Source organism: Luteococcus sp. Sow4_B9, assembly GCF_052116585.1.
Classification (GTDB): Bacteria; Actinomycetota; Actinomycetes; order Propionibacteriales; family Propionibacteriaceae; genus Luteococcus.
Window position 1 is genome coordinate 1 of sequence record NZ_JBQKKT010000014.1, and the last position, 23,958, is coordinate 23,958.

The window sequence follows — 23,958 nt, forward strand, 5'->3', positions numbered from 1 at the left end:
CCCCTCAACCCCTTCCACTGGTGAGCGCAGCTCCGAGCCTGCGAGGAGCGGTGCGCGCGAGCCCAGCGGGGGAGTTTGAGGGGGTCGCCCCCTCAACCCCTTCCACTGGTGAGCGCAGCTCCGAGCCTGCGAGGAGCGGTGCGCGCGAGCCCAGCGGGGGAGTTTGAGGGGGTCGCCCCCCTCAACCCATGAATCAGTCGCGCGGCTTCTCGACCATCTCGTAGGTCTCGACCATGTCGCCAACCTGGATGTCGTTGAAGTTCGAGAGCGTCAGACCGCACTCGAAGCCTTCGCGGACCTCGGTGACGTCGTCCTTCTCTCGACGCAGCGACGCGATGCTGGTCTCCCGGACCACGACGCCGTCGCGAACCAGGCGGGCCTTGGCATTGCGCTTGACCGTGCCGTTGTGGATCATGCAGCCAGCGATGTTGCCGAACTTGGAGCTGCGGAAGATCTCGCGGATCTCCGCGGTACCCATTGCCTGCTCCTCGTAGATCGGCTTGAGCATGCCCTTGAGCGCCGCCTCGATCTCGTCGATCGCGTCGTAGATGACGCTGTAGTAGCGCACGTCCACGTTCTCGGAATCCGCCATCTTGGCCGCGTGGGGCGTGGGCCGCACGTTGAAGCCGATGATGACGGCCTTCGAGGCCGCTGCCAGCGAGACATTGGTCTCGGTGATGGCACCGACGCCACGATCGATGACGCGCAGATCCACCTCGTCGCCAACGTCGATCTTGGACAGGGCATCCTCCAGAGCCTCGACCGAACCAGCGCCGTCGCCCTTGAGGATGAGCAGCAGCTCCTGGGTCTCGCCCTTCTCCAACTGCTCGAAGAGCTGGTCCAGCGTCTTGCGACGCGAACCCTTGGCCTGGGCTGCGGCACGCATGCGAGCCTCACGCTTGTCGGCGATCTGTCGGGCCATCCGGTCGTCGTCGACGACCAGGAAGTTGTCGCCGGCACCCGGAACCGAGGTCAGACCGAGCACCTGGACGGGCATCGAGGGCGGAGCCTCGTTGACGGTCTCGCCACGGTCGTTGATCATCGCGCGGACACGGCCGTGGGCCGATCCGGCGACGATCGAGTCGCCCTTCTTCAGCGTTCCACGCTGGATGAGGACGGTGGCGACGGGACCACGGCCCTGATCCAGGTGCGCCTCGATGGCCACGCCCTGCGCAGGCATGTCCGGGTTGGCGCGCAGGTCCAGCTCGGCATCGGCGGTCAGGACGATCGCCTCCAGCAGGTCGTCCAAACCGGTCTTGGCCATGGCGGAGACGTCGACGAACATGGTGTCGCCGCCGTACTCCTCGGGCACCAGGCCGTATTCGGTGAGCTGGCCACGCACCTTGGTGGGATCGGCGTCGGGCTTGTCCACCTTGTTGACCGCAACCACGATGGGCAGTTCAGCCGCCTTGGCGTGGTTCAGGGCCTCGATGGTCTGGGGCATGACGCCGTCATCGGCTGCCACCACGAGCACCGCAATGTCGGTCGCCTTGGCACCACGGGCACGCATGGCCGTGAAGGCCTCGTGGCCGGGGGTGTCGATGAAGGTGATCCTGCGATCCTCACCGTCGACCTGGGTCTCCACCTGGTAGGCACCGATGGCCTGGGTGATGCCGCCGGCCTCGCCGCCCTGCACATTGGCGTGACGCAGCGCATCCAGCAGCTTGGTCTTGCCGTGGTCCACGTGGCCCATGACGGTGACGGCCGGGGGACGGGGCGCCAGGTCCTCGTCGTCGCCCAGGTCCTCGCCGAACTCCAGGTCGAAGCTCTCAAGCAGCTCGCGGTCCTCGTCCTCCGGCGAGACGACCTCGATCTTGTAGTTCAGCTCGGCACCCAGCACCTCGAGGGTGTCATCGGCCACCGACTGGGTGGCGGTGACCATCTCGCCCAGGTTGAACAGAACCTGCACGAGCTGGGCCGGCTCGACCCTGATCTTCTCGGCCAGATCCGTGAGGGAAGCACCACGACGCAGGCGGACGGTCTGTCCGTCGCCCTGCCTGATGCGCACGCCGCCGATCGACGGCGCCTCCATCTCGTTGAACTCTTGCCTGCGCTGCTTCTTGCTCTTGCGACGCCCACGACCGGCCTGACCGCCACGGCCGAAGGCACCCTGGGTACCCGAGCCACCGCGGCCACCACGACCGCCGCGGCCGCCGCCCATGGGCGGGCCGCCGGGGCCGCCACCCATACCGGGACGACCGGGGCCACCGCCACCGGGACGTCCACGTCCGGGGCCACCGGGACGACCACCGCGCGCCGGAGCGCCGACGGCCGCATTCTGCTGCTTGGGCATCATCGCCGGGTTGGGGCGAGGCATGCCGGGAACGCCTGCACTGCCCCCGGGACGGGGCATGCGATTCTCGCCGCCGGGCGCTGCCAGACGCGGCGCGCCGGGTGCACCGGGACGGGGGGCGCCGGGACGGGGAGTCCCCTGCCCCTCGGGACGGGGACGACGAGCGCCCATGCCCTGGGAGGAGGCGAAGGGATTGTTGCCCGGGCGCGGGGCGCCACCGGGACGCGGCGCCGCGGGGCGACGGCCTCCGCCCGGAGTACCGCTGGGCAGACCGCCCGAGGCACCTGGACGAGGGGCGCCGGGACGCGGGCCGGGGCGCTGGCCACCGGGACGCGGGCCGGGCGTGGCGCCAGAAACCGGCGGACGCGGAGCAGCCTGCTCCGACGAGGCGGCAGGGGCCTGAGGCGCTGCCGGAGCCTGAGGCGCCGGACGGGCCTGGCCGGGCTTGGGCGCGCCTGGACGCACCTGACTCGGCCTGGGAGCTCCGGTCGATGAGGTCGACGGGGCCCCCGGCGTCGCTGCGGGGCGCTGGGCTGCCTGCGGTGCGGGGGCCGGCCGCTGGGTCTGTGCGGGCGGCTTGGGAGCACCGGGACGCGGAGTCGCAGCGCCGGGACGCGGCGCTTGTCCGGGCTTGGGAGCGCCGGGACGCGGCGCCGGAGCGGCCTTCTGGCCACCGGGGCCACCGGTCTGGGGCGCGCTGGCCTTGCCTCCCGCTTCCTTCTCGAGGGTGTCACGCAGTCGTCGGACGACCGGGGCCTCGATGGTTGATGACGCGGACCGGACGAATTCGCCCATGTCCTTCAGCGTCTTGAGAACATCCTTGCTTTCGAGTCCGAGCTCCTTCGCGAGCTCGTAGACACGGACCTTTGCCACTACTCTCCTCCAGGTCCGGGCCTCTACTCGCGGCAGCCGAACCAGTTAGTTGATGTTGGTGCTCATTGGTGATTACTCATCGAGTGGTCATGAGCGTTGTGCCCACTTTCTGGTTCGCGCCCCTGACTGTCAGGGGCACTCTTTGGTAGATCCTTCCCGGGGATCCGGGAGGACGCGCATGGTTCATCCTACCGTCAAGTGACTACTCGGGGCCAACCAGCTCGTTCGCGAAGAGTTCATCGGAGACCTTGACAGCACGACGAAAGGCACGGGCAAAGCCACCGCGGCGAAGCGCCAGCTCCCGGCAACGAGCGTCGTCGTGCAGCCACGCCCCGCGGCCCGCCAGACGACGGCGCGGGTCTGCGACCACCCACCCGTCAACGAGTGCGAAGCGCTGCAGATTCGATTGGTCGTCCACCTGGCGACAGCCCTGGCACGTACGCTGCGGCTTGCGCCGCAAAGGGCTCGAATCATGGGAATGCACCCCACGAGACTACTCCGGCACGACGACGGGGCCGCGGCCCGCTGGACCGCGACCCCGCTGCAGGTCTTCAGATGGCGATGGCTCAGCCCTGCGGGGCCGCATCCGAACGAATGTCGATCCGCCACCCGGTGAGGCGGGCGGCCAGACGCGCGTTCTGCCCTTCGCGGCCAATCGCGAGGCTGAGCTGGTAGTCCGGGACGACGACCCGCGCCGCACGTGCCGCAGCGTCCACCACCGTGACCTGGCTGACCTTGGCGGGGCTGAGCGCCTGGGCAACGAACTCAGCCGGGTCCTCCGACCAGTCGATGATGTCGATCTTCTCCTCGTTGAGCTCGCGCATCACGGCGCGGACCCGCTGCCCCATGGGACCGATGCAGGCCCCCTTGGCGGAGACATCGCGGTTGTGGCTGACGATCGCGATCTTGGTGCGGTGACCGGCCTCGCGGGCGATCTCCTTGATCTCCACCACTCCCTGCTCGATCTCCGGCACTTCGAGCGCGAAGAGGGCCTTGACCAGCCCGGGATGGGTGCGGGAGACGACCACCTGCGGACCGCGGGCCTCCTTGCGAACGCTCACGACGAAGACGCGCAGACGCTTGCCATGCGGGTACTGCTCCCCCGGCGCCTGCTCGGCCAGGGGCATGATCGCCTCCATCTTGTTGCCGATGTCCAGGCGAATGGTCTTGGAGTCACGGTCCTGCTGGACGGTGCCCAGGATGATGTCGCCCTCCTTCGCCAGGAAGTGGCCGTACTTGCGCTCGTCCTCGGCCTCACGCAGACGCTGGAAGATCACCTGTCGAGCAGTGGCGGCCGCCACTCGGCCGAAGTCCGCGGGGGTGTCGTCGAACCAGCCGATCACCTGGCCCTCGTCGTCCTTCTCCGGGACCATCACGGCAAAGCGTCCGCTTCGGCGGTCGAGCTCCACCTTGGCACCCTTGCTCGGGTGGTCGGTCTTGTCGTATGCGTTGAGCATCGCGTCTTCGAGCGCCTGGACCAGGTAGTCCAGCGGGATTTCCTTCTCCCGCTCGATCGCCCGCAGCGCAGCCATGTCGATGTCCATCAGTTCTCCTCCTCGGCGCTGCCGAGCTCGTCGTTCCCGTCGGCCTCGTCCGAGGCGTCGTCCTCATCCGCCTCGCCGAGGTCGTCGAGCTCGGGATCGGGCTTGCGGTTCATCTCCACCTGGATGGTGGCCTTGGTGATCTCGTCCAGTGACAGGACGTGCACCGGATCCAGACCCTTCGGCAGCTTCTTGCCGGGCTCGGGCTCCTCGGTGATGGTCACCTGCTCCTCGGTGGCCTCCGTGAGGCGGCCGCGCAGCTGACTGCCGTCCACCAGGATCGCCAGCACCAGGCGCCCAACATTGCGGCGGAAGTGCTTGGCGTCGGTGAGGGGCTTGCCCACACCGCGCGAGCTGACCTCCAGGGTGAAGGGGGCATCGCCGATCTCGGGGGACGCGTCCAGGGCGTCGGAGATGTCACGAGTCGCTGCGGCGATGTCATCCAGCAACGGGCCGCGCCCCTTGGGGCCGTCCCCGTCCACCGTGATGCGGAGCACCTTGCGTTTGCCGGCCGGGATGATGTCGAGGTGGTCGAGTTCCAGTCCGTGGCTCTCGAGCACTGGGGTGATGATGGGCGTCACGACGCGTTCGTTCACGATCGATCCACCTTTCAGTTGTGATCCAGTTGTGTCGTTCGGTTGTCCTCCTGCCACGGCGGGCAGGATCTGGGGAATCCTACCCGTTCGAAACCAGTCTTCGAAGCCCCCTACGGCCAGCCGCTGCAAGGGCCGTAGGGGGTGCCCCTAGGATCGGGACATGCCCTGGGCCACGACCTCGCACGCGAGCCACGCTGCCAAGCACATCTCGAGGCGCCAACTGGCCGGTCTGCTCGGATCAGCCCTTGCCCTGACCGCATGCTCCCCCAACCCGACGGTTCTTCGCACCGAACCCCTGAAGGGACAGGGCAGCGCCGTACCCGATCCGACGGTGCAGGCAAGCAGGGAGGTCGAGGCGGCCCTGGTCGCAGCTCTGGCGGCTGCGACCACGCACCCTGCCCGCGATGCCACGTCGGCCCAGAAGGCCATGGTCAGGAGTTTGGGGGAAGCCCACCGAGCCCATCTGGATGTGCTGTCACGACGCGATCCCTTGCGGCCCAGAACCGCCACCTCCGCGAGCCCGACGAGCACACCCAAGGACACCGCCCCCGCGGTCTGGTCGGATCTGGTGAAGCAGCTGTCAGCACTGGAAGCGCGCGCTGCGACAGCGCACCGGGCAGCCACGCTCGCCGCCGACGAGCCGGCCACGGCGCTGCTGTACGCCTCCCTCGCCACCTTCGCGCACGTGCAACGCCAGCCCGGATCCCCGGTCGCCCCGCCCACCAGCACGCCGGCACGAATCGTTGTGGGCACCCGCACCGACGCGCTGACGGTCCTGCTCAGCCGAGTCAGGGCCCTCGTCGAGGGGCTGGAAATCGGCTGCGGCCAGTTGCCCTCCACGGACCCGCGAGCCAAGGACGGTCGGGCGCGCCTGGTGCAGGCACAGGCCTTGCGCGACGACGTGGTCTCGCTGCTGACCTCCGAGAAGGCGCCGGTTCCACCCGCCGCGCTGGGCTACCAGATGCCGGGGAGATTGACCGACGTCGCGTCTGCCACCGTCACCTGGGGAACACTCGAGCTGGACGTGCTGTCTGCCTGCGCGCGGCTGGCCGCTGCGTCGACGGGCTCACAGCGCAGGCAGGCACTGGACTGGATGGATGGGCAGGCCGATCGGCTCCGGGCGCTCGGTCGGCCGGTCCCCCTGTGGCCCGGTTGGGTCTGAACCCAGCCCACACCTCCACCAACCGGTTGGTCCGGCCAGCTCAACGAGCGCCTGCTCGACCGATCAGCATCATCGCCGTGTCCCAGGCCAGCTTGGCCCCGAGCAGCACGATGGCCAGCAGGAAGATCCTCCGCACGAAGGCATTTCCGTACTTCAGGGCCATGCGGGCCCCCAGGAAGCCACCCGTGAGGTTCGCCGCGGCCATGGCAGCGCCAAGCCCCCACAGGATGTGGCCGGACAGTCCGAGCACCGTGATGGCGGCAACATTCGTGGTCAGGTTCGCCAGCTTGCTGAGTGCAGAGGCTTCCAGGAAGCCATAACCGAGCAGGGCCACCATGGCGATCACGAAGAAGGTGCCCGTCCCGGGGCCCACGAACCCGTCGTACAGGCCGATGGCCAGGCCGATCAGGGCAAGCCTGAGGCCATGGGCGCTCCCCTCGTGCTTCAGCTGCTGCTGCAGCCCCAGGCTCGGACGCCGCACTGTGTACGTGCCCACCGCCACCAGGACCACCAACACCACCGGCGTGAAGGCCTCACGGGGCAGCAGCCGCACCAACTGGGCCCCACCCGTGGAGCCGAGCCAGGCACAGAGCATCAGCGGTAGCGCACTGCGCCAGCCGGGGCGCACCTTCTGGAGATAGGTGGCCGTCGCCACCCCGGTTCCGGCAGCAGCAGCCACCTTGTTGGTGCCGCTCACGGTGGCCACCGGGGTCTCGGCGGGCAGGCCGATCAACAGAGACGGCAGCTGGACCAGTCCCCCGCCGCCCACCACGGCGTCGATCCAACCGGCCACGAAGGCGGCCAGCACAAGGCCGAGCAGGACGTGCGTGGCAACGATCATCCAGCACTCCTGCCCGGCCCGTGGTGGTCAGTCTGGTGAGTGAGGCTCACGCGTCGCTGCCGTGGATCTCCTTCAGGACCTCCGCCAGGGCTTCTCCGACGGCCACCGAACGCTTCTCACCGCTCTTGCGGTCCCGGATCTCGACCAGCCCATTGGCAAGGTCCCGGCCGATCACCACGGCCGTGGGCATGCCCAGGATCTCGGTGTCGGCAAACTTCACACCAGGGCTGGCCTTGCGATCGTCATAGAGGACTGCGACGCCCGCCTCGTCGAGCTCGTTGGCGAGCTTCTCGGCCGCGGCGAAGACCTCCTCGCCCTTGCCTGTGGCGACGATCTCGACATCGAAGGGGGCCAGCGAGCGGGGCCAGCACAGGCCCTTCTCGTCGCAGGTACCTTCGGCCACCGCGGCGACGGCGCGGGAGACGCCAACGCCATAGGAGCCCATCGTGACGGTGACCAGCTTGCCGTTCTGGTCGAGGACCTTCAGACCCAGCGATTCCGCGTACTTGCGGCCCAGCTGGAAGATGTGACCCATCTCGATCCCTCGGGCCAGGGTCAGCGGGCCGGAGCCGTCTGGGGCCGGGTCGCCCTCGCGCACCTCGGCCACGTCGATCACGCCGTCCGGGGTGAAGTCACGGCCACAGACCAGGTCAATGACATGGTGGCCGGGCTGGTTGGCACCCGTCACCCAGCGCGTTCCGGACACGACGCGCGGATCGCACAGATAGCGCACCTTGCTGGCCGAATCCTCCCCCAGCACCTCCGGACCGATGTAGCCCTTCTTGAGGATGGGGTTGGCAGCAAAGTCCTCGTCGGTGAAGGCGACGACCTCGGCGGGTTCCACGGCGGCTTCCAGACGCTTCTCGTCGACGGCGCGGTCACCGGGCAGGCCGATGGCCAGCACCTCCTGCTTGCCGTCCGGGTGCACCAGCTTGAAGACGACATTCTTGAGGGTGTCGGCGCCGGTCCACTCACGGTCAGTGCGCGGGAAATCCTTGTTGAGCAAGGTCACCAGCGTCTCGATGGTTTCCGAGTCCGGAGTGTTCTCGGCGTGGGCGGCGGGCGCATCGGCGTAGTCCACGGCAGCGGGAGCCGCGATCCGGACGGCCTCCACATTGGCGGCATAACCCCCGGGCGACCGCACGAAGGTGTCCTCACCATTGGCCGCCACGGCGAGGAATTCCTCGCTCTTGGAACCACCCATGGCCCCTGCCATGGCCTGGACGATGACGTAGTCGAAGCCCAGCCGGTCGAAGATCTTGATGTAGGCCTCGCGGTGCTTCTGGTAGCTCGCCTCCAGACCGGCATCGTCAATGTCGAAGGAGTACGAGTCCTTCATCACGAACTCACGGCCACGCAGGATGCCGGCCCGGGGACGCGCCTCGTCGCGGTACTTGTTCTGCACCTGGTAGAGGGCGAGCGGCAGGTCCTTGTACGAGCTGTAGAGGTCCTTCACCATGAGGGTGAACATCTCCTCGTGGGTGGGGCCCAGCAACAGGTCGGCGCCCTTGCGATCCTTGAGTCGGAACAGGTTGTCGCCGTACTCGGTCCAACGATTGGTGTCCTCGTAGGGTTCGCGGGGCAGCAGCGCCGGGAAGTGCACTTCCTGGGCACCGATGGCATCCATCTCCTCACGGACGATGGTCTCCACCTTCTGCAGCACCTTCAGGCCCAGCGGCAGCCAGGAGTAGATGCCGGGGGCGACTCGACGGATGTAGCCGGCGCGCACGAGCCAGCGGTGGCTCGGAACCTCGGCGTCGGCGGGGTCGTCGCGCAGGGTGCGAACGAACAGCGAACTCATGCGAGAGATCATCGAAGTATTCCTTCTGCACCGCCGGCCATCGCGACCACCGGCGAGGAACGCCCTCGGCTGCCCTTCAGCCTGGCGTCGCGGTGCACGAGGAAGACTATCGTCCGTCCCAATCTGGGGACAGCACTGCCACCCACAACACTGGGCAATCGTCCAACTTTCCTTGTGCAGTTGATATTCCCGCCGAAATGGTGCATCCTTTCAGAGGAGCACTTGCGCGGTAACCCCCGAGACTGCGCAAGTGCTCCCTTTTTGCGTCCGGAAGCCCGCCGTTGCCCGAACGTCTGGTCGAAAGAAGCCGCAGATCGCTGACTGAGTTGGCGACGGTAGCTGGATCACCGGACCGATTCCCCACGCCGAGTCTGCATCGGCCCTTCAGTAGAGGACGGTCGCGAAGGTCCCCCGGGACTCGAAGCCGACCCGCTCGTACAGTCGCACGGCCGGCGTGTTGTAGTCATTGACGTACAGGCTCACCACGGGCCACCTCTCGCGACACAGTTTCACCACCGAGGCCATCGCCGGCGCCGCAAGTCCCTGTCCGCGCAGAGCCGGATCCAGCCAGACTCCCTGGACTTGGCACACCATCCCGGCCGCGCACCCGACGTCGGACTTGAACAGGACGCGCCCGTCCTCCACGATGCCGAAGGCGCGGCCCATGGAGATCGTCCGACGCACATGGCGTCGGTAGCTGCCGCTCGACTCGAGCGGACTGACGCCGACCTCCTCCGTGTACATCTTCACGGCGGCCTCGAAATAGGGATCGAACTCGTCCAACGTGATCCGTCGGACACGCGCGTCGAGTGGCACCGGACTGTCCCCTGAGATGGACATCAGCGGCTGCTCCGGCCGCAGGTCGCGCACCTCGGACCAGTCCCCTCCCCAGGTCTGGCTCAGCCCTTCCCACAACGCGAGTGCAGGAGCGGCCAGCCCCATGATCGAGGCAGCGCGGCGTCGCGGCCCGAGGTAGCGGATGTAGGCGTCGAGGGACTCCTCATCGGCATTGACCGGTACCAAGTTGGAACCCGCATGACACAAGCTCACCAGCTGGCCGTCGCGCTCGAAGCCGACCACCGTGCATCCCAACAGGAACGGGTCCAGCCCCGCTTGGCGAATACGGGAGGCAACGAAGACATTCTCCAGCGGATTCGCCATCAACAGGGCCATGGCCTCGTCGAGGTCATCATTGTCCAGGATCCGCAGCGAACCCTTGCCGCTCGATCCGGCCGAGCGGCCCCTCATCTCAACTGACCTGGACCTCGGGCGAACCCAGCTCCGAAGATTCTGCAGCAATGCGATTCGCCTCCTCGATCAGGGTCTCGACGATCTGGTCCTCGGGAACGGTCTTGATGACCTCGCCCTTGACGAAGATCTGGCCCTTGCCGTTGCCCGCCGCCACGCCAAGGTCAGCCTCGCGCGCCTCTCCGGGGCCGTTGACCACGCAGCCCATGACGGCCACCCGCAGCGGAGCCTGAAGCCCCTCGAGACCGGCGCTGACCTTGTCCGCCAGACCCCAGATGTCAACCTGCGCACGGCCGCACCCGGGACAGCTCACCACGTCGAGCTTGCGCGGACGCAGGTTCAGGGCCTCCAGCAGCTTGGTTCCCACCTTGACCTCCTCCACCGGATCGGCGGAGAGCGAGACGCGGATGGTGTCGCCAATGCCCTCGGCCAGCAGGATGGCGAAGGCGGCGCTGGACTTGATGGTGCCCTGGAAGGCAGGACCCGCCTCGGTCACGCCCAGGTGGAGCGGCACGTCCGTCTGCGACGCAAGCAGACGGTAGGTCTGCACCATGATGATCGGGTCATTGTGCTTGACCGAGATCTTGTAGTCCTTGAAGCCGACCTCCTCGAAGAGGCTGGCCTCCCACAGGGCGGACTCCACCAGGGCCTCCGGGGTGGCCGAACCGTACTTCTTCAGCAGACGGGGATCCAGCGAGCCCGCATTCACCCCGATGCGCAGGCTGACGCCAGCGTCGGTAGCGGCCTTGGCGATCTCGGCGACCTTGTCGTCGAACTTCTTGATGTTTCCGGGGTTCACGCGCACCGCTGCGCAGCCGGCATCAATCGCAGCGAAGACGTACTTGGGCTGGAAGTGGATGTCTGCAATGACCGGGATGGCGCTCTTCTTGGCAATGATCGGCAGCGCCTCGGCGTCATCCTGGCTGGGGCAGGCGACGCGCACGATGTCGCAACCGGCAGCGGTCAGCTGGGCGATCTGCTGCAGGGTGCCGTTGATGTCGGTCGTCTTCGTCGTCGTCATGGACTGCACCGAGATGGGGTGCTCGCTGCCGACGCCAACCTTGCCGACGTGGATCTGGCGGGTCTGGCGACGCGGCGCCAGGACGGGTGCGGGAAGAGAAGGCATGCCAAGTGCGACGGTCATGGAAGCCAGACTAGTGGACGGCGCAATGCCCCGCAGCGCGCCGTCGGGCACCCGACGCGGACCGCCCCGCCCCTCGCTGGGAGGGACGGGGCGGTCGTCAGCTGATCGGCAGCGACGCGAGGATCACTTGCCGGGATTCACGATCTGCACCCGGGTCTCCTCCAGAAGGGCACCGTCGCGCAGGATGACTGCCTGGGCCTTGCTCCAGCTGGGCTGGCGCATCGAGTCGAAGCCCTTGGCGGCGTCCACCGTGACCGTGCGCTCCTTGCCCTTGGCCGTGTAGGTCACCACCAGCTGGTCGCCGGGCTGGGCCTGGTCCACCCAGAAGGCGAAGTCCTTGGCCTGGGCCCGGGACTTGATGACCGGGGTGGGCAGCGGCAGGCACTCCTGGGTGGTCGTGATGGAGACGCGAGTCTCCTCCATCGCCTGCCCGTTGCGCACCACGACGGCCGTTGCATCGGTCCAGGTGGGCTTGCTGCCACTCCACCATCCGGCCTCGGTGATGCCAACGGTGGTGTACTGGGCGCTGCCATTCCAGTGACCGTCGATGCGCAGCTGGTCGCCCTCGGCGAAGTCGGCGACCTTGAAGCCGAACGAGTCGCAGGACTGGTAGGACGAGAGCACTGGAGTCGGGGCCGGCGCGGGAGTGGCAGAGCCGATGCCCACCAGCACCGGGTCGTGGTCGCTGGAGGCGTACGGAGTCGGCTGGTAGAAGTCCACCACGTTGTAGTTGCGACGCGAGTACTGCATGGCCACGGACTCGTCGCCATTGATGTTCAGGTCGTCAGCGCCCGTGACCAGAGCCAGGGCCTCCTCGTTCGCCAAGGCATGGTCCAAGGAGCCCAGGCGACCCCCGAACTGGTAGCTCGTCGACTCGGGGTTGAACGTACGGACCAGGTCCGTGAAGCCCGCCTCCTCCAGGATCTGGATGGGGGTCTCCTCGGTGTAGGCGTTGAAGTCGCCAATCAGGAAGACCGGCTCGCCCGGCCACATCTGCTCGGTCCAGGCCGCCAGATCACGGGCCTGCTCCTCACGCGACGGGTTCGACAGCCCCTGGCCGGTGCCATCATCCTCGCCGGAACCCTTGCTCTTGAAGTGGTTGGCGATGGCCACGAACTGCTGGCCCGTGGCAATCGCCTCGAACTTCTGGCCCAGCGGCTGGCGGGCATTGGCGAAGTCCGGGCTGTCCAGGATCACCGAGGCGTCCACCGGCTTGACCACGGCGGGCTTGTAGATGAAGGCAGTACGGATGACGTCCTCGCTGGCCGGGAGGATCGTCGGGCTGGGCACGTAGGCGTAGGTGCCGGCTCCGACCTTGGCATTGAGGGCCTCGACGAGTGCCTTCACCGAGGCATCGCGGTCGTGGTTGAAACGGGCGGAGTTCTCCACCTCCATCAGGCCAACGACGTCGGCGTCGAGCATCTCCAGGGCGGCAACGATCTTGGCCTGCTGGTCCTCGAAGGCGCTCTGGGTATAGGCGCCACGCACGGTGCAGCCATTGGCGCCCACCGGGTTGCCGTCCTTGTCCTTGTAGGACGCGCAACCAGTCTCGTCCTGGCCCAGGTCGGTGAAGTAGTTCAGCACGTTCATGGCACCGAGCTTCACGTCGCCCCCCACAGCCGGAGCGGCGGTGGGACGGTCATTCTCGGTGGTCACCGGGTCGTTCTCGTCGGTGGCGCCGACGATCTGGTCCACCGGCTGATAGTTCCACTGGAAGCGGTAGTCCAGGATGACGGGCTTGGCGAAGGTCACCTGCGAGTCGGTGCGCATCGGCTCGTCCTGGCTGAGGTACGGCAGCGGGCTCTGCTTGGCGGTGGCATTGCGCATGTAGTCCCAGCTGGAACCGTCGTCCAGGGTGATGTACTTCTTGGCCTGCTCGGACTCGAAGGCCGCGGCCTCGGAGGGGGCCACGCGATCGGTGGCGGTCCACAGCGGCTGGTCACCGAAGGCCAGACCGACCTGGCCGTAGTTGTTCAGGTTGTAGTTGTTGGTGATCGTGTAGGTGCCCTGGGGCAGCACGAGCATGCCCTCGTAGGCCTCCTTGTCGGCATCCGAGACCGGCAGCGTGGCCAGCTCGGTGGGCTGCACGGGAGCGCAGTCGGTGGCCGCGGTCAGCACCGGCTTGGTGAGCTGGGTGAGGCCGTTGTACTCGGCGGGGATACCCGTGACCGTGTAGCACTCCCCCGGCTTCGCGGTGGGAGCGGTGCCGGTGTAGACGAAGATGCCGTCGGAGGCCTCGCCGGCGGCCTTCGCGGTGCCGCCGGTGCCCGGGGTCTGCAGGTAGAAGCCGTTGAAGCCACCGGTCGGGTAGCTGGCCGTGACCACGCCCTGGGTGGTGACCGTCTGCCCGGCCAGCGGGGTGGCGTCTCCGGTGCCCTGGATCTGGGCGATGGTGACGGGGGCGTTCGGTGTCGGCTCGACGCTGGGCGTGGGATCAACACTGGGCGTGGGATCAACACTGGGCGTGGGATCAACACTGGGCGTGGGATCAACACTGGGCGTGGGATCGACACTGGGGCTCGGCGTCGGGTCGACGGGGCTGACGGCGCCCTGGTTCTGGGGCTGTGGGGCGCCAGTGACGAAGTCGGCGCTGTTCACGTCGGTATCGGTGCCATTGGTGCGGCTGATCGAGGTGGTGTTCGACGGGGCCTTCGCGGCGGCGCCCTCCACCTTGGTGGCCGTGCCGTAGCCGACCAGGTCGACGGTCGCGCCGTCAGCGCCCTTGAGCTCGACGGTGCCGGCGGTGGCACTCATGGCCGCGGTGCAGGTGACGTCGGGGGTGGGCAGCGGCTCGGTGCCGGCGGCGCCCTTGGCCTGCTGCACCAGGAAGTGTGCGCCCGGGGCAACGGAGCCGCTCAGGTTGCAGGTGTTGCCGAGGTTGCCGGCGGCCGAGTAGTACAGCACCTGCCAGCCAGTGAGGTCGATGGCGGAAGTGGTGCCGTTGAAGAGCTCGACGAAGTCGTGGGTGAGGGTGGCGCCGGAGTTGCCTCCGCCGCCGTAGACCTCATTGATGACGAGGTGGTCGTCGGCAGCGTGCGCGGGCAGGGCGGCCAGACCGGTGGCGACGAGGCCCAGACCGAGCGCCCCGGCCACGGCGCCGCGGCGCCAGGCAGTGGAACGGCCACTGGGAGCGGGATGGGTGGACATGTGGGTTCTCCAGTGGGTGTGGGGATCGCTGAGATGGCAAGTGCCGCCATCACGCTACTCATCCACTTCCACCATGTGGGACAGCTGAGCGAGGAGTCCATGCACAGTTCATTCACTTGTCACCCCTGAACCGGACGGGACGACCCTGCCGAACCCCTGGCCCGCGCTTCCCTCCTCCGGCTCTCAGAAGACCGCGACCGGACTGAACAGGTCAGCAATGATCAGCACGATGCCCGCCAGGAACAGGAAACCACCCACCAGGTAGGCCACCGGCAACAACTTGGCCGTGTCCACCGGGCCGGGGTCGGATCGGCCGAATGCGCGAGCGACGGCACGTCGCAGCCCCTCGTAGAGTGCCCCGGCGATGTGGCCGCCATCGAGCGGGGGCAGCGGGACACAGTTCAGCAGGCAGACGAACAGGTTGAGCGAACCGAGCATCGCGAACCAAGAGGCGATCTTGTCGTCCGGGGCCATCTGCCCATTCCCGGCGATCTCACCGGCCACCCGGCTGGCCCCGACGATCGAGATCGGTCCGTTCTCGTCACGGCCTTGCCCCGTCACGAGGTCGGCACCGACATTCCACACCTTCACCGGGAAGCGGGCCAAGGCGGTCACGGACTGCTTGGTTTGCATCCACACGTCGCCAGCCGTGGTTCCCACGCCGCCCCGGACCAGCTCATGCGCCGGCGTGACGCCGAGGAATCCCACCTCGACCGTCCGGGCCGGATCCAGCCGATCCGCCATGCCCGTCACGATGGTGTTCACCACTGGCAGCGTCAGCTGCTGGCCATCTCGTTCGACCACCAGCCGCGCTGAGCCTGCACCATTGGCCCGGATCGAGGCCGACAGCTCATTCCAGTCGCCGGGACGCTCACCGTTGAAGGAGACGATCCGATCACCCACCTGCACACCGGCGGCCTTGGCCGGGGACGCCGGATCCGCGTCGGTGCACGTCTTCACCTCCCGACTCGCGGGAACGACGCACTCACTGACCTGGGCCGCGACCATCTGGGGACGGTACTGCCCGTGCACCAGGTTGATGCCCAGGAAGATGAGGAAGGCGAGCAACAGGTTCATGGCGGGCCCACCGGCCATCACGATCACCTTCTGCCAGACGGGCTTCTGGTGGAACAGGCGTCCGTCGTCGGCGCTCGTGATGTCCTCGTACTCGTAGTCGCGAGCCTCATCGGCCAGTCTCGCGACCGGACCGCGCGACTCGGCCTGACCCGGGCGACGAGGCGGGTACATCCCGACCATCCGCACATAGCCGCCCAGCGGAATCGCCTTGATCCCGTAGTGGGTCTCTCCCCGACGCACCTGCCAGACCGTGCGCCCGAAGCCGACGAAGTACTGCGTCACCTTCACCCCGAAGAGCTTCGCCGGCAGCAGATGGCCCACCTCGTGCAGGGCGATCGACGCCATGACCAGCCCGAAGAAGAGCAGCGCCGCCACGACGCTGACCAGCAGGGTCATGCGCCGCAGACCTCCGCGGCACGCTTGCGCGCCCAGGTGTCCACCGCCAGGACGGCCTCAACCGTCATGTCGTCATCGGTGAGGTATCCACCCTGCTCTCCAGCCAGCGCAATGTGCTCGTCCACCACGGCCGTGACCGTGTCCACGATGTCGAGGAAGCCGATCCTCCCGTCGCAGAAGGCGTCCACACACACCTCGTTGGCGGCATTGAAGACGGCCGGGGCTGAGCCGGAGAGCTTGCCACAGCGCCGGGCGAGCTCGATCGCGGGAAAGGCCTCGTTGTCGACGGGCTCGAAGTGCCAACTCACGGGTGCGGTCCAGTCATTGGGCTGGGAGGCGCCCTCGACGCGCTCGGGCCAGGCCAGTCCCAGGGCAATCGGCAGCTTCATGTCGGGAGGGCTCGCCTGGGCAATCGTCGCGCCGTCGTGGAATTCCACCATCGAATGCACGATCGACCCCGGATGCACCACCACCGTGATGTCGTCCAGGTCCACGTCGTACAGCAGAGCAGCCTCCAGCAGCTCAAGGCCCTTGTTCATCAGCGTCGAGGAATTGATGGTCACCACCCGTCCCATGTTCCAGCTGGGGTGCGCAAGCGCCTGCTCGGGCGTGACATCCACCAGTTCCTCGCGGCGCCTGCCCCGGAAGGGTCCGCCGGAGCATGTCAGGATGAGTCGTCGCACCTCATCTGCCCGTCCGGCGCGAAGGCACTGGGCAAAAGCCGAGTGCTCGGAGTCAACCGCGACGATCCGTCCAGGCGCCGCAGCCTCGGTCACCAGGCGCCCGCCGATCACCAGGGACTCCTTGTTGGCCAGGGCCAAGGTGGTGCCCGCCTGGAGCGTCGCCAGCGTGGGGCGCAGTCCGGCTGCACCCGTGATGCCGTTCAGGACGACGTCGCACGGCAGCGCCGCCAACTCGGTTGCAGCGTCGGGGCCGAGCAGGATGCGAGGCAGTCGGAACTCACCCTCACTCCATCCGCGCTTCTTGGCCTCCGCATAGAGCGCGAGCTGCAGGTCCTGCCCGGCGGTCGCCCTGGCGAGGGCCACCACCTCGGGCTGGAAGTCGATCACCTGGGCAGCCAGCAACGCGATGTCCGAGCCGCCGGCCGCCAGACCCAGGACTCGGAAGCGTTCCCGCCGGGTCGAGATGACCTCGAGGGCCTGGGTGCCAATCGACCCGGTGCTGCCAAGAATGACCACATTGCGCGCTTGTTCGTCTGCCACGTGAGTCATCCTGACACAGGGTCCTGACACTTCCGGCTCGCGGCGAGCCTCATGGCCGCGAACGGCGCGGGCCCGGATGGCTCGTCGGGCAGAATCAGATCTGCCCAGCTTCCCGGACACGCTCGGCCAGGCTACGCAGCTCATTCGTGACCTTCTCCGGCGCGGCCATCATCACGTTGTGCCCGGCACGCGGCACCACGACGTGACGACACCCGAGGGCACGCGCGATGGCCGCGCTGTCAGCGGGCGGCACCACCAGGCCTGCACTGCCGTTGACCACCACCGCGGGGAGGTCAACATAGGCGCTGATCGCGGCCTCCCGATCGTGGTCACCGAGAGTCGGCAGGAAGGCCCCCATCGTGGCAAAACCAGCCTCCCCCGCCATCACCCCCGTCAGCCGCACGTCCTGCCGCGACGTGCCCCGGCCACAGCACGTCAGGTACAGAGCAGAGTCCAGTACCGGCCCGAGCCGCTCCACGGCTCGCCAGCTGTTCGACCACCCGGCCAGTGCGCCGAAGACCCGGACGGCCGAGGCCTGTGCCAGATGTGCCGTGCGTTCCCCCCAGACCGAAGGAGCCCAACCCGGCGCTGCTCGTCGAGGTGGCGACGAAGGCGACTGCCCTCACCCGGCCCCGGACCAGTTCATGGTGCCGTTGGGCAAGAGCCATCAGGGCCATGCCTCCCATGGAGTGCCCAGCGAGCACCAGCGGTCCTGCCGTGCAGTGCGTCAGGATCTCGGCAAGGTCATCCGCCACCCGGTCGATCGTGCAGGTCTCCACGGGCGGTTGCGCGGACCGTCCATGGCCGCGCAGATCCCACACGAGCACTCGAAAACCCTCTGCCGCGAGCGCCTTGCGCTGAGCATGCCAGCACCGACTGGCCTGCGCATAGCCGTGGGTGAGGACCAGGGTCACGGGGGCATCCTGCGGCCCCTCGCACTCCAGGTGCAGCTCCACCCCGTCGTCGGTGGTGTACGTCGACTCGGCCATGCCCTGAGTCTAGGCTTGGCCACCAGATTGATTGGAGAACCAGCGATGATGACCCAGGCGCACGAGATCGAGACCCTGGAGGCCTTTGACCGGCACTGTGCCGCCGGGCTCTCCCTGAGCCGTTGCATCCTGCAGTCCCTGGACCTGACGGGCCGTGGCGCTGTGCTGGCTGACACCGACGTGCACGGGGCCATCTTCCTGGGCTGTCACCTGCCGCAGGGCAGCGAGGTGGCCTTGCGACACCGTGGCGCCCTCATCTTTCCCCGCCTCCCCAGTCTGCCCTTCAACCCCTACCAGCCCCACCTCTACGAGGCAGAGGAGCTCTTCGACGCGATCGTCCGGGGAGAACCCCATGACGGGGCCCTCGACGCAAGGATCTATGCCTGGCACCAGGCCCAGGGGCCGCAGCCATCGCTGGGCGCCACGCTGGCCACGAGTCTGCACGACCACTCGATCAGCGATGCCCTCGACGAGTGGTGTCACTCCCACCCGTCGGACCGGGCCATCGGGATCATGGGCGGACACGCGGCGGCACGTGGCACCGACGAGTTCCGGGCCGCAGCGAGACTGGCCGGCAGCCTGACGCGCGCTGGACGGCTCGTGATGACGGGCGGTGGCCCCGGAGCAATGGAGGCAGCAAACCTGGGCGCCTATCTGGCCCACCAACCGGAAGTGCTCGACGAGGCGATCGACATCCTCACGGCGGGTGGCGATTTCCGCGATGACATCACCAGCTGGGCCCGCGCCACGTTCGAGGTGCGCAGCAGGTGGCAGGCAAGCGGTGAGTCCGTGGGCATTCCCACCTGGTTCTACGGCCACGAGCCGCCCAACGGTTTCGCCAGCGTGATTGCCAAGTACTTCTCCAATGCGATCCGCGAGGACACCCTCCTGCAGCGCTGCCGGGGAGGAATCGTCTATCTGCACGGAGCAGCGGGCACGGTCCAGGAGATCTTCCAGGCCGCGACGGGCAACTACTACGCCGCCGACGGTGAGCCAACCACTCCGATGGTCTTGGTTGGGCGAGAGCACTGGACCCACACACTGCCGGCCTGGCCACTGCTGGAGGCACTCGGCCGCGACCGCGCGATGGGAACTCGTCTCCACCTGGTGGACGACATCGAGGAGGCCGTGGAGGTCCTCCTCGGTTGATCGAGCCGGGTTGATCGAGCCGGGTTGATCGAGCCGGGTTGATCATGCTCGGCCGGTGTCGCCCGGGTACTCAGATCTGCAGGAGCCGGTAGAGGGTCAGTGCCAGTCCGGTTCGGTCCCGCTGCTCCAGTTTGCGCAGCAGCGCCGAGACGTGGTTCTTGACGGTTCCCTCCGACAGGTGCATGGCCTCGGCGATCTCGCCATTGGTGGCGCCCTGGGCCACGCGCTCGGCGACGAGTCGCTCGGTGCGGGTCAGCACGGCAAGCGGATCCTCCCGGGACGTGCCGTGCCCGAGCGCAAGACGAGCCACCCGCGGGTCGATCACCAGCCCACCGGCCGCAACCTCACGCAGTGCCTCCGCCAGGCGATCGGTCGAGACATCCTTGAGCAGGAAACCGGCCGCACCTGCGGACATTGCTCCGGTGACCACGTCCTCGTCATCGAAGGTGGTCAGGACCACGGCAGGGAGGCCGGGATGCCCCTGGGCGAGATGACGCACCAGTTCGATACCGTCCATCACCGGCATCCGAGCATCCGTGAGGACCACGTCGACGGTCTGGGAGCGCAGCAGTACCAGGGCCTCACGTCCGTCGGCGGCCTCGGCCACCACCTCCAGTCCATCCTCGGTCTCCAGCAACAACCGCAGGCCCCGGCGCAGCAGCTGCTGGTCGTCCACCAACAGGATCCTGGTCATCGTGCTCCTTCCAGCGGAATCTCTCCGACGATCTCGACGCCCTGCTCCCCCACCCGCGCATGGAAGGTGCCTCCCAGTACCGCTGCCCGTTCAGCCAGTGACCGGAGGCCGAAGCCTGGTGTCAGGTCGGCGCCCGTCCCGCCGTCGTCCGCCAACAGGAGACGCAGCGTGGTTGGCTGCCAGTCCAGCAGCAGGCGCACCGTGCGCGCGGACGAATGCCGGACAACATTGGTGAGGCCTTCCTGCACCATGCGCAGGGCAAACAGTGACGCCCCTCGGTCCAGTTCTCGTTCGGTGCCGGTGTGGGTCACCTCCACGTCCAGCCCGGTCCCGCTGAAGGAGCGGGCAATCGCCTCGAAGGCGGCATTGCCGGTCACGGACTCCTCCCGGGGCGGGTTCAGCGCCCGGACCCAGCGTCGCATGTGCGCGAGTGCCTCGACGGCCGTCTGCTTGGCCGTCTCCACTTCCTCGAACGCACGATCCGGGTCCTTGGACCGAGTCCGTTCGGCGAACTCCAGGCTCAGCACCACCAGGGTCAGCTGGTGCCCCAGCCCATCGTGAAGTTCACGAGCCGACCGGGAGCGCTCATCCGCCAGCATCAATTCCTGTTCGGCAATCGCAGCCCGGCGCACTTCCCCGAGCAACTCGGCATTGCGATTGCGTTCCTTTGCGAGGTCTCGCAGCCCTTGGCCGAGCAGCACCCCCACCACCATGATCGCGAATCCGCCCGTCAGGTCCGCGATCTGCACGGCCACGCCACGGTCCCCACTCGGCAACGCCAGGCCCATCAGGGCAACGTGCGCTGCCGCCACGGCAAGCCCCCAGCCACTGCCATAGCCCAGGGTGAACAGGGCAAGGCCGGCCAGCAGCATCACTGCCCCGGCTCCGCTTCCGCCCGTCAGCAGCAGACCAAGCAGCGACGTCGCACAGATCACCGCCAGACCGATCCGGTGGCCGCTGACACGCCACTGAACCCATCCGGCCAGGGCAATGACCAGGAGTGCGCCCGCCAGGAGGCGGGTGGTCGACGTGAGATCTGGCGCGAGCAAGGTGCTCCCCGCCTGGAGCGCCAACAGCAACAGCACCACCAGGTCCAGCAGGCGCAGCAGACGACGGGAGAGCATGGCCCAATCGTAGGCAGGCAAGGCACTCGGCACCCGTGACCGGGGTCATGGATGTGGACGGTCGATTCACGACCACGGGCACCTGCGGCAGGGGTCGCAAGCCGAAAGGCTGGAGTCATGAGCACCGTCGCCACCTCCCCCCGTTCGCGTCTTCCCTTCTGGCTGTGCGTTCCGCTGGCAGCAGTCCTGATGTTCGGCAACTATGTCTTCACATTCCTCTTTGCCGCGATCCTGCAGTTCGCCGCCGGCAATGACGTGCCCGCGTGGATGGGGGTGTTGACCAACATCGCCATGAGCCTGATCACACTCGCGACGGCGATCTGGTTCGTGCACCTGGTGGCCCGCCGCACCATTGGGGACAGCCTGCGCGACGTGGGCTGGCGCTGGAGCCGGGATTCGTGGTGGCTTGCCCTGACCGGCTGGGCGGCTGTGGCCCTGTGCATGGTGGCGACGAATGTGTTCGTCCGTCTGGTGGACGTGGGCGCACGGCACCCGCAGATGTCGCAGGACGATGTGCCGCTGTACCTGTTCGCCCTGGGCATCGTGGCCAAGATCGGTTTGGCCATCGCTCTGCAGGGGATCCCCGAGGAACTCGTCTGGCGTGGCTGGTTGATGCGGTGCCTCGCCGATCGGCCACTGATTGCCCTCGCGGTCTCCGCAATCGTCTTCGGGATGCTGCACTTCTGGTCCATCGGGGGGCAGGAGGGAATCGGGGACCGGGTGCTCTACTGCCTGCATGCCGCAGCCTTCGGCTTCCTCGCAGGTGCGCTCGCCCTGCGGCTGCGTTCGCTGTGGTGTGCGGTGGGCGTGCACGCCGGACTGCACCTGACGACCTTGTGCTTCGAACTGGGCAATGTCTTCGTGGACGGCCCTGCCGTCTGGATCACCGAGAGCGTGCTGATGCTGATCGTCGGTGTGCTGTTCCTCGCCGGATGGCGCGGTCGCCGTGTGGAGTACCTGCGCTGATCGCACAAAGGACAACAGCGCCTCGGGTGGGTAGGGGCAAGCACTGCGTGACGGATCAACGACGAAGGAGGCGGAGCACCCCTTGGGTGCCCCGCCTCCTTCTTTGGTCTCACCGGATCCGTTGGGATCCGGTCAACGGCCTCAATGGGTTCGGGATCAGACCAGACCCATCGCGATCATCGCGTCGGCCACCTTGACGAAGCCGGCGATGTTGGCGCCCAGCACGTAGTCACCGGGAGCACCGTACTCCTCGGCGGTCTGGATGCAGTTGTCGTGGATGTTCTCCATGATGCTCGCCAGACGCTCCTCGGTGTACTCGAAGCTCCAGGAGTCACGCGAAGCATTCTGCTGCATCTCCAGGGCGGAGGTGGCCACGCCACCGGCATTGGCTGCCTTGCCCGGGGCGTAGGCGACGCCGGCCGAACGGAAGACCTCGATGCCCTCCGGCGTGGTGGGCATGTTGGCGCCCTCGGCGACGACCTTCACACCGTTCTTGACCAGAGTCTTGGCATTCTCGCCGGACAGTTCGTTCTGCGTCGCACAGGGCAGGGCCACGTCGGTGGGGATGTCCCACACTGAACCCTCGGTGAACAGCTGGGCGCTGGAGCGACGCTCGGCGTAGTCGGACACGCGCCCGCGCTCCACCTCCTTGATCTGCTTCATCAGGGCCAGGTCGATGCCCTCGGGATCATGGATGTAGCCCGAGGAATCGCTGAAGGAGTGCACCTTGGCGCCCAGCTGCTGAGCCTTCTCGATGGCGTAGATCGCCACATTGCCACCGCCGGAGACGGTGACGCGCTGGCCCTCGAGGCCGGCACCCTTGCGTTCCATCATGCGGTTGGCGAAGAGCACGGTGCCGTAACCGGTGGCCTCCGTGCGCACGAGCGAACCGCCCCAGGTGAGGCCCTTGCCGGTGAGCACGCCAGCCTCGTAACGGTTGGTGATGCGCTTGTACTGGCCGAAGAGGAAGCCGATCTCGCGGCCACCCACGCCGATGTCACCCGCGGGAACGTCGGTGTACTCGCCCAGGTGGCGATACAGCTCGGTCATGAAGGACTGGCAGAAGCGCATGATCTCGTTCGTGCTCTTGCCGTGCGGGTCGAAGTCCGAACCACCCTTGCCGCCGCCGATGGGCATACCCGTCAGGGAGTTCTTGAAGACCTGCTCGAAGCCCAGGAACTTGATGATGCCCAGGTAGACGCTGGGGTGGAAACGCAGACCGCCCTTGTAGGGGCCCAGGGCCGAGTTGTACTCGACGCGGAATCCACGGTTGATCTGCACCTTGCCGTTGTCGTCCATCCACGGAACGCGGAAGATGATCTGACGTTCCGGCTCGCACATGCGCTCGAGGACATTGGCCTCGGTGTACTGGGGATTGCGCTTCAGCACGGGGCTGAGGCTGTCCAGCACTTCCTTGACGGCCTGGTGAAATTCCACCTCACCCGGGTTGCGCTTCACCACGGTCTGGTAGACGAGATCAAGATCAGCCATTGGGGTCTCCTTCTTTCGGGGCACGCAGGAGCGTGCACCACGGTCTTGGCTGGCCCGGCACTGGCTCGCTCCAAGGTGGAGGCTGAGTTGCGCCTGGACTGGACGGCACATTCCGCGCGCCCAGGAGCACACTACAGAGCAGGTGTCCTGATCCACACATCGGGACCAGCATGCGAATTGGTTTGCGCTGGAGGCCCAGAACG

The 23,958-nt window shown here is 67.5% G+C and carries 19 protein-coding genes; 3 read left to right on the forward strand and 16 right to left on the reverse strand.

Features of this window, described 5'->3' with window-relative positions:
• Positions 1-193 precede the first annotated feature (193 nt).
• The 4 genes from infB to rimP form a co-directional block, all read right to left on the reverse strand.
• Complete coding sequence (gene infB, locus ACTQ49_RS09660) at positions 194-3,166, reverse strand: translation initiation factor IF-2 (RefSeq protein WP_441827632.1); 2,973 nt, start codon at positions 3,164-3,166, stop codon at positions 194-196.
• A gap of 202 nt (positions 3,167-3,368) precedes the next feature.
• On the reverse strand, positions 3,369-3,650 hold the full coding sequence (locus ACTQ49_RS09665) for a YlxR family protein (protein WP_441827633.1): 282 nt from the start codon (positions 3,648-3,650) through the stop codon (positions 3,369-3,371).
• An 82-nt stretch (positions 3,651-3,732) separates the two neighbouring features.
• Positions 3,733-4,710 carry a transcription termination factor NusA gene (nusA, locus tag ACTQ49_RS09670; RefSeq protein WP_441827634.1) on the reverse strand — a complete coding sequence of 326 codons (978 nt, stop codon included), beginning with the start codon at positions 4,708-4,710 and terminating at the stop codon, positions 3,733-3,735.
• Positions 4,710-5,303 (reverse strand): ribosome maturation factor RimP, encoded by a 594-nt coding sequence (gene rimP, locus ACTQ49_RS09675; protein WP_441827635.1) that lies wholly within the window; start codon positions 5,301-5,303, stop codon positions 4,710-4,712. Before rimP ends, nusA begins: the two co-directional genes overlap by 1 nt.
• A 160-nt stretch (positions 5,304-5,463) precedes the next feature.
• Here rimP and ACTQ49_RS09680 point away from each other — a divergent pair, with 160 nt between their 5' ends.
• On the forward strand, positions 5,464-6,465 hold the full coding sequence (locus ACTQ49_RS09680) for a DUF4439 domain-containing protein (protein ID WP_441827636.1): 1,002 nt from the start codon (positions 5,464-5,466) through the stop codon (positions 6,463-6,465).
• Between the two features lie 40 nt (positions 6,466-6,505).
• Here the strand turns inward: ACTQ49_RS09680 and ACTQ49_RS09685 are convergent, their stop codons facing one another.
• From ACTQ49_RS09685 to ACTQ49_RS09725, 9 genes are all read right to left on the reverse strand, one after another.
• Positions 6,506-7,306 (reverse strand): sulfite exporter TauE/SafE family protein, encoded by an 801-nt coding sequence (locus ACTQ49_RS09685; RefSeq protein WP_441827637.1) that lies wholly within the window; start codon positions 7,304-7,306, stop codon positions 6,506-6,508.
• Between the two features lie 46 nt (positions 7,307-7,352).
• Positions 7,353-9,107 carry a proline--tRNA ligase gene (locus tag ACTQ49_RS09690; protein WP_441827638.1) on the reverse strand — a complete coding sequence of 585 codons (1,755 nt, stop codon included), beginning with the start codon at positions 9,105-9,107 and terminating at the stop codon, positions 7,353-7,355.
• A 384-nt stretch (positions 9,108-9,491) separates the two neighbouring features.
• Positions 9,492-10,355 carry a GNAT family N-acetyltransferase gene (locus ACTQ49_RS09695; protein ID WP_441827639.1) on the reverse strand — a complete coding sequence of 288 codons (864 nt, stop codon included), beginning with the start codon at positions 10,353-10,355 and terminating at the stop codon, positions 9,492-9,494.
• 1 nt (position 10,356) lies between these two features.
• A complete protein-coding gene (ispG, locus tag ACTQ49_RS09700) occupies positions 10,357-11,499 on the reverse strand; it encodes a flavodoxin-dependent (E)-4-hydroxy-3-methylbut-2-enyl-diphosphate synthase (protein ID WP_441827640.1) in 1,143 nt (380 codons plus the stop codon).
• 123 nt (positions 11,500-11,622) lie between these two features.
• Positions 11,623-14,646, reverse strand: coding sequence for an ExeM/NucH family extracellular endonuclease (locus tag ACTQ49_RS09705; RefSeq protein WP_441827641.1), 3,024 nt, complete (start codon positions 14,644-14,646; stop codon positions 11,623-11,625).
• 183 nt (positions 14,647-14,829) lie between these two features.
• Complete coding sequence (locus ACTQ49_RS09710) at positions 14,830-16,119, reverse strand: M50 family metallopeptidase (protein WP_441827642.1); 1,290 nt, start codon at positions 16,117-16,119, stop codon at positions 14,830-14,832.
• The gene (gene dxr / locus ACTQ49_RS09715; protein WP_441827643.1) at positions 16,116-17,342 is read right to left on the reverse strand and encodes a 1-deoxy-D-xylulose-5-phosphate reductoisomerase; all 1,227 of its coding nucleotides are present in this window, start codon (positions 17,340-17,342) and stop codon (positions 16,116-16,118) included. Before dxr ends, ACTQ49_RS09710 begins: the two co-directional genes overlap by 4 nt.
• A 94-nt stretch (positions 17,343-17,436) precedes the next feature.
• A complete protein-coding gene (locus ACTQ49_RS09720) occupies positions 17,437-17,700 on the reverse strand; it encodes an alpha/beta fold hydrolase (protein ID WP_441827644.1) in 264 nt (87 codons plus the stop codon).
• Positions 17,672-18,331, reverse strand: coding sequence for an alpha/beta fold hydrolase (locus tag ACTQ49_RS09725; protein ID WP_441827645.1), 660 nt, complete (start codon positions 18,329-18,331; stop codon positions 17,672-17,674). The genes ACTQ49_RS09720 and ACTQ49_RS09725 overlap by 29 nt, the downstream gene beginning before the upstream one ends.
• Before the next feature lie 45 nt (positions 18,332-18,376).
• On the opposite strand from ACTQ49_RS09725, the gene ACTQ49_RS09730 reads away from it, so the two are divergent.
• The gene (locus ACTQ49_RS09730; protein ID WP_441827646.1) at positions 18,377-19,480 is read left to right on the forward strand and encodes an LOG family protein; all 1,104 of its coding nucleotides are present in this window, start codon (positions 18,377-18,379) and stop codon (positions 19,478-19,480) included.
• A gap of 70 nt (positions 19,481-19,550) precedes the next feature.
• Here the strand turns inward: ACTQ49_RS09730 and ACTQ49_RS09735 are convergent, their stop codons facing one another.
• Together ACTQ49_RS09735 and ACTQ49_RS09740 are read right to left on the reverse strand one after the other, a co-directional pair.
• A complete protein-coding gene (locus tag ACTQ49_RS09735) occupies positions 19,551-20,174 on the reverse strand; it encodes a response regulator (protein WP_441827647.1) in 624 nt (207 codons plus the stop codon).
• The gene (locus ACTQ49_RS09740) at positions 20,171-21,298 is read right to left on the reverse strand and encodes a sensor histidine kinase (protein ID WP_441827648.1); all 1,128 of its coding nucleotides are present in this window, start codon (positions 21,296-21,298) and stop codon (positions 20,171-20,173) included. The genes ACTQ49_RS09735 and ACTQ49_RS09740 overlap by 4 nt, the downstream gene beginning before the upstream one ends.
• Before the next feature lie 117 nt (positions 21,299-21,415).
• On the opposite strand from ACTQ49_RS09740, the gene ACTQ49_RS09745 reads away from it, so the two are divergent.
• A complete protein-coding gene (locus tag ACTQ49_RS09745; protein ID WP_441827649.1) occupies positions 21,416-22,264 on the forward strand; it encodes a CPBP family glutamic-type intramembrane protease in 849 nt (282 codons plus the stop codon).
• A gap of 156 nt (positions 22,265-22,420) precedes the next feature.
• Here ACTQ49_RS09745 and gdhA read toward each other — a convergent pair whose 3' ends face one another.
• Complete coding sequence (gene gdhA / locus ACTQ49_RS09750) at positions 22,421-23,755, reverse strand: NADP-specific glutamate dehydrogenase (RefSeq protein ID WP_441827650.1); 1,335 nt, start codon at positions 23,753-23,755, stop codon at positions 22,421-22,423.
• Between the last annotated feature and the right edge of the window lie 203 nt (positions 23,756-23,958).